Below are 6762 nucleotides of genomic sequence, written 5' to 3'. Positions count from 1 at the left end.
ACTCAATTGTCTATCTTTTGGTATTAACCTGTTTGTGCCGTAAGTGTCTCCCTGTATGGATGTCAGCTATTTTTGAGACTAGGTACTCTCATCGAATTTTATTTTAAGTTAATTATTTGCATAACAATTCCCGAAGAGCCCGTTTTGTTTTGATTTCCGAGTGTGATCTTGAGGGAAAAACCGAGATATATTTCGAGCAGATTGAAAGGAGAGGGGAATCGGTAAGGGTGACGGTGGTGGACGCTTTTGAAGATTCGATCGCATCCACACTTTGGGAGCAAAGAGCGTATCTGGTGAGTGCTGCCCGCCAAGTGGGATTAAGCCGATTTTGCTTGATTAAGTGCCGTGGCAATCGCTACGGACTGGCGATGATGGGCGTGGAAGATTACCCCCCTTGCCACGGATTAACTTCTAATCTAGGGAAAGAGGTTTCTTGATGAGCTATTGTCCTGATTGGGATTCATCACAAGAATGCACAAAAAGCACGCCTGGACATTTTTGAGATGTTTGGGCGTGTTTTTTGTGGCTGATTTATGAATCAGCCCAAGATGAAGCACTTTTTAGGGCAAAATGCTTTAAAGTTTTGCGAAATCGAGAGTTTTTGTCGCTAGTGAAAACTTGTTTTAAAGCAGGTTAGCCGATTGAAGCCATTCCATTTCGTCGAAGGCTTCGCCATTGGGATCGACTAATTCTCTGATAATTCTAATATCCTCTTGGGTGGGGCGGATTTGCTTCTCTTTTATTTTTTCAAAGCGATCAAGGGTGAAGGAAAGGGATCCCCCTGTGTTTAGTCGCATCGCTTCTAATTTTCTCCAGATTTCCCCTTCGCTGAGTTTGTTGATCAGCATCGCGCAGCTGACCATATTTTTGATGTCCATAGGGGTAAGCTCGTAGTTTTCGGAGGCTATGTCGACGAAGTCGTGGTGATCGAGAGGCCTGCCGGTGGAACTTTTGACGATTTTAAGAGCGGCAATGGCCGCTAGGGAGTTGTACTGGGGGAAGCCGACGTTGTTTTCTATATTCCCGATTGTTTTCTTGGCGATTTGTTCTCCTGTTCCGTGGAACACGGCGAGAGCTAACCGGTCCATCGACCAGCCGAGGTCTAGTCTGGCTTGCCGGATTAGGAAGCCTAATCTTCCTAATCCTTTTTTTGTCCAGAGTTGCGCTTGCCGTGTCGGGATTAGTGTCGTCGGTGCCATATAAAACTGCCTCTTGTCTTGATCAGTATTCTAAAGGCTTTTTTATGGTTTGGAGTGGTTTGTAAAAAAATGTTAAGAAATTGTGGAACACATTACACAAGCTGTGCTATGTTTTTAGAAAGTGATTCGAGAGGATTATGCGAAGATACAGCCCACTACGCCGAAGAGATCAGAGGCAAGATTTTAGCCTTGGGGGGGAGAGCGTATTGCCCGATCTGCCTCTTAGGGAGTTGGCGGTGCGGGATAAATCGCATACCCGACTCCACCCGGAGGTATTAGAGCAGATCCATCGAATTGCTTCGGAGGAGCGAGTGCCGGCATCGGACGCTGCTGATTATTTAATTTTAATCGGGATTGCGATTAGGGAGCGATCGACTTCTCTTTACAATTTGGCTGAATTGGCTCAATCCCATCTAGCGCGGACTCGGAGATTTTTGGCGGGGGGGGATGATGAGTAGTAGCTGGTACACATTGCAAGAATTGATTAAGTTTGATCTGATTGGGATGCCGGCTACTGTGGCGGGATTGCGGAAAAAAGCCCAAAAGGAGGGGTGGGAGTGCCGCCCAAGGGATGGGCGCGGTGGGGGATGGGAGTATAGTGTAGAATCGCTTCCACAGAATACTCAAGCGGCTTTGGTTGCGAAGTTGGCGGCTCCTGTGGTTGAGCCGCAGCCGATAACGGTAAGTTGTGGGGTGGATCAAAGGAAGGCTTGGGCTAATTTACAGGTACTTGATGCTTTTGCTCGATTTGTATCTGAGTACGGCAGTAATGCCCTGCGATTGGATCTAGAGCTAAATTTCTGCCGACTTTACAATCAGCGAGAACTAACTACTGTATCTCCTGAGTGTTGGGATATTATTCCTCGAATTTCGCGTTCGACTTTGCACAGATGCCGTAAAAGCTATGAGGCGAGCGGTTTGGATGGATTGGGACGCAATAGCCAGCGGGTCGGGGCGATCGAATCGCATCCTGAGTTACAGGAGGCGATCGAGGTTTGCATCGCGGCGGGTCGCGGTCGCTGGAGTCCTAATCAGGTGAGATTGGCTCTGCAAAAATCTTTTGAGGAATTGCCTTTTATCCCCTCGGAACAGCAATTGCGTCGGTGGCTGAATAAATTTGCGATCGAGCAGAAGTCGAAGCTAATTCAGTATCGCTCCGATAAGGATAGCAGAAATAAGCTGATGCCTGCTTTTGGTAGCTATTCAGCGTCTTTACAGCATCCTAATGAGATTTGGGAACTGGATGACACAAAGCAAGATCTTATCCTTGAATTTGAGGAAGACGGGGAGAAAAAGGAAAAAAGATTTGTTCTGGCCGGTGCGATCGATGTTTATACGCGCCGGAGAAAGTTTCAAATATACGAGATTGCGAATAGCGAAGCGGTGTTATTGCTTCTGCGTCGGTGCTTGCTTGATTGGGGTAAGCCGACGGCTGTGAAAACGGATAACGGTAAGAATTATGTCAGTAAGCGAACAGAGTTGTTTTTGCGGGCGTTAGGGATCGGGATAGAGCGGTGTGATCCCTATAGTCCCCAGCAAAAACCGCATATAGAGAGGCTGTTTCGGACGCTGCAACATGGGGAGTTTGAGATGCTCCCGGGGTATTGCGGCCATAGTGTAGCCGAGCGGCAAGATATTCGGGACGAGAAGGATATCTATCGCTTACGGATGTCCCCGGAGGCTTTTCAGGCTTGGCTTGATAAGTGGTGTGAAAAAGCCCATTTATCGGGTAGTGAGGGGTTAAATGGACGTTCCCCGATTGAGGTTTTAGCTGAGTCAATCCGTAAGGGTTGGCAGGTGCGATCGGTAGCCGATGAGCGATTGCTTGACTTCCTGATTTTGCCGGTGGCGACTCGGAAGGTCCAGAAATCGGGGATTCAGGTTAACAATCGTTACTATGTGGCGGGTGAATTAGGGAAGTTGGTTGGTCATGATGTTCATGTTCGTTGGCATCCTGAGAATCCTAATGATATCTATGTTTACGCCAATGATTCACTAGATCAGTTTGTGTGTGTGGCTAAGTGGCTGAATCCCATGACCGCGGAGCAACAGCAGCAGGTGGCGGCGATGGGTAAGGCTACTTATAAGCAGGTACAAGCCGAGGTGAAGGAAGTACAGAAGCAGGCTAAGACTCTTAAGCGGGTAATTGAGACCGACCCGGTGGGTTTGGTGAAGGTGAGTAAAGAGGGGAATGTGAGTATTAATACTCCCCGTGAGGCTCCTAAGAAGGTTTTCGATCCGATGGCATCTATCCCCGCGCCACAGATGGGGGTAGAGGATCAGCAAGAAATGCAAGTCCGGAAGGAAAAAATGCAGGCTCGATTATCGAATCAGCCGCAGCCGACGGACGCGCAGATGTTTCAGTCCCAGATGTCCCGCGCCCGGGAATTGTACGAGCGCGAGACTTTGACGGATGAGGAACGGGAGTTTTTAGCGAGATTTGAGCGCCTATCGCCCAATCTAGCTAAAAATCTCAAGGCTAGAGCGCAAGCTGTAGCAAGGTAAGAAAAAGCCTCGCTTTTGGCGAGGATTCAATAAAGGATAGTTCTATTATGAAGGATTTGGTAGTTCAGACTACGGCACTCGATTTTATCGAGTCGGGTATCGGTTGGTTGGTTGATGAGCCGAAGGAAAAGTTAGGGCTTTTCTGGGGTGAACCGGGGACGGGCAAAAGTACGGCTATTAAGCTGATTTGCTCTCAATTTGACGGTATTTACTTAGAAGCTATTCAAGGCTGGTCTCCGTACCATTTTGTGGCTCATTTGCTTAAGGTGGCAAGCGGTGAGAAAAGCCGATCCTTTGCTGGTGCTTTGGAAGGGGCGATCAGTTATTTGAAGTCTTCCCGTCGTCCTTTGTTTATCGATGAGTGCGAGCGGCTTCTTGACCGATTAGATTTGATTGAGGCGATTCGGGTTCTGCATGATCAGGGGAATGTGCCGGTAGTTTTAGTGGGAATGACGGGGAGCTATCAGCGCATTCTCCAGTATCCCTTATTTTTTGATCGTTTTCGCTTTTTGGGTGAAGTCCCAAAAGCTTCTATCGAGGATATCCAAGCGATTAGCCGATTGTGCGAAGTGGAATTTGGCTCTGATATTTTGGGGGCTATTTTCCGAGATTCTCGAATTTCTTGCAATTGCCGGCGTGTGGCTTGGGCTTTGAGCCGGATTGAAAAGTTTGCCTTTACGAAAGACCTAGCGAAGGTGACTTTAGCTGACTGGGGCGATCGCTCTTTTATCCCAGATTTTTCTGTGGGAAATTCTGGCAAAATTTTGCCGATGGCACGGGGGGTATAAATGCTTACTGAATTTTTGCATGATTGGGTAAAGCTGGAGCCTCACATTTGTCGGTATGGGTCGGGCGTGTTTCGGGATAGCTTTTTTATCCAATTATCTTGGGGTGAGTGGATTTCTATCTCTAGCTCTGATCCTAATCCTTTTTTGTTGGATCGTGGGTCGCTTGCTAAGTTGATTTATTTTCTCCAAATGCGCCTAGATAGCTTTGGCTATGGCTGGAGTATTCAGCGATTACCGCATTCCTATTTCGCGGCGGCCAGCGTGAATCCTGATGTTTACGAGACTTCGCGATGCTTTGGCTCTCGGCAAGAATCGCTGATCGAGGCTTTGCTAGATGTGTATTTGCAAGTGATTGCCTATCGGAAAAAGTCGTTTTTACGTCCGGTAAAAAAGGAGGTGGTTTGTGAGTAATTTTTCCCCTTTTGTGTTGCCAGATATTGATCGTCCTTGGCTGGTCACGGCTTGTTGGGATGGGCGAAGCCGACGGGTGCGTTTCTGGTGTCGCTCGAAAGAGGAGGCTTTTAATTGGTGTGGCTGGTGTTTGTCCCATGAGCCAGAGACACAGCCGGAAATTGTGTCTCGTAAGCGCTGGTTCGGAGGTGATGATGCTGATTAGTTTGCTCAAGGAATGGTCACGGCTAGAGCCGACCGTTTGTAAGCCTACTTTTATGCCGGGGACTTTTGAGATTTTTTCTCCTCTGGATTATCGATTTTTGGATGCCCATTATTCTTTGAATTTCGGCAGAAAAACTGATCCTGAGCGGGAATATTTGCTTAACTCAATACTGGAATGCCAGTGCTTTATTAAGGATTGGTTTGTAGTGGCTGGCTTCCCCAAAGATAAGGGCTGGACTTGTGCGATCGAGTGTCGAAAAACTCGGAAAAGGGCGACTTCTTGTGGCTCTAGTCGAGTCGAGGCTTTTTTGCAAGCTTATTTGTCGATGCTGTTGCAGATTATGGAGAAGAGTAGTGATGCCTAATGTTATTTGGAAATACCCCCTTAACCCAAATGTTGAAGAGCAAAGTCTTCGACTCCCCCAAAATGCACAAATATTGACTATTCAGGTACAAAATAACAAGCCACAACTGTGGGCTTTAGTGGATAAGGAGTCGCCAATTGTCATTCGTCATTTTCGGACCTACTTTACTGGCGAGGCAATGCCAGACGGCGATTTTGGGCAGTATGTTGGCACATACCAACTCGATAACGGTTGTTTCGTATGTCATGTGTTTGAGAAGTCTTAATTCTTAAAAAGTAAATGTCCCGATTCACAAATCGGGACTACAAGTCATGGGAAAAAACTGATGGACAATCAATCTGATTTTTTGAGAACGTGGGATGATCTAACCCTTCGCGAAAAGGAAATATTATCTTTTATTGTTGAGGGGAAAAGCGATAAAGAAATAGCTAAAAAGCTTGACTTGTCGGTGCGAACCGTGACGAATCATGTTTACCATATTTTGAAAAAGTTCGGTAAGCAAAGCCGAGCGTCGCTGATTGCTTACTATTATCGGGATTCTGGTTATTTAATCATCAAAAACGGAGGACAGTATGGGATTTGTAAAACCGCCTAATCAGGCTTACGATAAGATTCTTTTTGTGAACAATTGTCAGGGGTATCCGTGGTCTTGGCCGGATAATGTTCCTTGTAAGGAAGTGGCTCTAGAGGGTAAGGCTGTAGGCTTGCAGATTCGTCAGTCTGAGTACAAGGATAAGGTGTCTGAAAAGCTTCATTTTTTGCTGAAAGATGATGAGTTTACTTACTGCGTTCGCTGTGGTCTAAATACCGTTTTTAGTCGGGGATTGCTGTTGAGTTTACAGGTTTGCTTGAGTCAGCAAGCCGATTGTCAGATTATTATTAGCCCGAAGGTTTCGGAGCGTGATAGTCGTGTGATTTTCTGCAATCTTTGGGCTAATAATCAGCGAGTAAAAACATCTTGGGATAAAGATGTCGATCTGTATTATTTAGCTCAAGAGTTATCTAAGAAGTATTTTCCTAGTGTTTCTTTTGAGCAAGATAAAGAGGGCTTTGAGCTTCCGATTGTGCCAGCAGTTGATTATCAAACTTTAATCGCTAAGAATACCGCTGATCTTACACTTTTAGGCATTAATCAAGAGCAAGCCCGAACAATTTTGCAGAATCGCTACAACAAAAGAAGCCGACAGCTGTTGACTGATGACGAATTGCAAGATTTTGTGTCCTTTGTAAGGGGACTGGTCGAGAAAAAAAATGCTCAAATTCCCGATGATTGCCCATTTTAGGAGGAAA

11 protein-coding genes are annotated in these 6762 nt (G+C 46.3%); 10 read left to right on the top strand and 1 reads right to left on the bottom strand.

Features of this window, described 5'->3' with window-relative positions; translation table 11 throughout:
• The first annotated feature begins 149 nt into the window (after positions 1-149).
• Positions 150-437 (top strand): hypothetical protein, encoded by a 288-nt coding sequence (locus tag IM515_RS02535; RefSeq protein ID WP_287629305.1) that lies wholly within the window; start codon positions 150-152, stop codon positions 435-437.
• Between the two features lie 186 nt (positions 438-623).
• Here IM515_RS02535 and IM515_RS02530 read toward each other — a convergent pair whose 3' ends face one another.
• Entirely contained in the window at positions 624-1199 is a 576-nt protein-coding gene (locus IM515_RS02530; RefSeq protein WP_287629304.1) for a helix-turn-helix domain-containing protein, read from the bottom strand.
• Between the two features lie 206 nt (positions 1200-1405).
• On the opposite strand from IM515_RS02530, the gene IM515_RS02525 reads away from it, so the two are divergent.
• The 9 genes from IM515_RS02525 to IM515_RS02485 all read left to right on the top strand — a co-directional run bounded on the left by IM515_RS02525 (position 1406) and on the right by IM515_RS02485 (position 6755).
• The gene (locus tag IM515_RS02525) at positions 1406-1657 is read left to right on the top strand and encodes a hypothetical protein (RefSeq protein WP_287629303.1); all 252 of its coding nucleotides are present in this window, start codon (positions 1406-1408) and stop codon (positions 1655-1657) included.
• Positions 1647-3704, top strand: coding sequence for a Mu transposase C-terminal domain-containing protein (locus tag IM515_RS02520; protein ID WP_287629302.1), 2058 nt, complete (start codon positions 1647-1649; stop codon positions 3702-3704). Before IM515_RS02525 ends, IM515_RS02520 begins: the two co-directional genes overlap by 11 nt.
• Positions 3705-3751: 47 nt before the next feature.
• Positions 3752-4492 carry an AAA family ATPase gene (locus IM515_RS02515; RefSeq protein WP_287629301.1) on the top strand — a complete coding sequence of 247 codons (741 nt, stop codon included), beginning with the start codon at positions 3752-3754 and terminating at the stop codon, positions 4490-4492.
• A gap of 189 nt (positions 4493-4681) precedes the next feature.
• Complete coding sequence (locus IM515_RS02510) at positions 4682-4903, top strand: hypothetical protein (protein WP_287629299.1); 222 nt, start codon at positions 4682-4684, stop codon at positions 4901-4903.
• The gene (locus IM515_RS02505; protein WP_287629298.1) at positions 4896-5108 is read left to right on the top strand and encodes a hypothetical protein; all 213 of its coding nucleotides are present in this window, start codon (positions 4896-4898) and stop codon (positions 5106-5108) included. Before IM515_RS02510 ends, IM515_RS02505 begins: the two co-directional genes overlap by 8 nt.
• Positions 5095-5472 carry a hypothetical protein gene (locus IM515_RS02500; RefSeq protein ID WP_287629297.1) on the top strand — a complete coding sequence of 126 codons (378 nt, stop codon included), beginning with the start codon at positions 5095-5097 and terminating at the stop codon, positions 5470-5472. The genes IM515_RS02505 and IM515_RS02500 overlap by 14 nt, the downstream gene beginning before the upstream one ends.
• A complete protein-coding gene (locus IM515_RS02495) occupies positions 5465-5737 on the top strand; it encodes a DUF7352 domain-containing protein (RefSeq protein ID WP_287629296.1) in 273 nt (90 codons plus the stop codon). The genes IM515_RS02500 and IM515_RS02495 overlap by 8 nt, the downstream gene beginning before the upstream one ends.
• Before the next feature lie 60 nt (positions 5738-5797).
• The gene (locus IM515_RS02490) at positions 5798-6067 is read left to right on the top strand and encodes a response regulator transcription factor (protein ID WP_287629294.1); all 270 of its coding nucleotides are present in this window, start codon (positions 5798-5800) and stop codon (positions 6065-6067) included.
• On the top strand, positions 6045-6755 hold the full coding sequence (locus tag IM515_RS02485; protein ID WP_287629292.1) for a hypothetical protein: 711 nt from the start codon (positions 6045-6047) through the stop codon (positions 6753-6755). The genes IM515_RS02490 and IM515_RS02485 overlap by 23 nt, the downstream gene beginning before the upstream one ends.
• Positions 6756-6762 lie beyond the last annotated feature (7 nt).

The sequence above is a fragment of the Microcystis sp. M44BS1 genome, assembly GCF_020244875.1.
GTDB classification, from domain to species: domain Bacteria; phylum Cyanobacteriota; class Cyanobacteriia; order Cyanobacteriales; family Microcystaceae; genus Microcystis; species Microcystis panniformis.
Note: the sequence above shows the minus strand (reverse complement) of the source record. Positions and strands in the feature narration are given on the sequence as shown.

What these genes read in the sequence shown, in the direction of transcription:
- IM515_RS02530 (WP_287629304.1), bottom strand. Translation starts at nt 1,199, where the DNA reads ATGGCACCGACGACACTAATCCCGACACGGCAAGCGCAACTCTGGACA.
- IM515_RS02520 (WP_287629302.1), top strand. Translation starts at nt 1,647, where the DNA reads ATGATGAGTAGTAGCTGGTACACATTGCAAGAATTGATTAAGTTTGAT.
- IM515_RS02515 (WP_287629301.1), top strand. Translation starts at nt 3,752, where the DNA reads ATGAAGGATTTGGTAGTTCAGACTACGGCACTCGATTTTATCGAGTCG.
- IM515_RS02510 (WP_287629299.1), top strand. Translation starts at nt 4,682, where the DNA reads ATGCGCCTAGATAGCTTTGGCTATGGCTGGAGTATTCAGCGATTACCG.
- IM515_RS02500 (WP_287629297.1), top strand. Translation starts at nt 5,095, where the DNA reads ATGATGCTGATTAGTTTGCTCAAGGAATGGTCACGGCTAGAGCCGACC.
- IM515_RS02495 (WP_287629296.1), top strand. Translation starts at nt 5,465, where the DNA reads ATGCCTAATGTTATTTGGAAATACCCCCTTAACCCAAATGTTGAAGAG.
- IM515_RS02490 (WP_287629294.1), top strand. Translation starts at nt 5,798, where the DNA reads ATGGACAATCAATCTGATTTTTTGAGAACGTGGGATGATCTAACCCTT.
- IM515_RS02485 (WP_287629292.1), top strand. Translation starts at nt 6,045, where the DNA reads ATGGGATTTGTAAAACCGCCTAATCAGGCTTACGATAAGATTCTTTTT.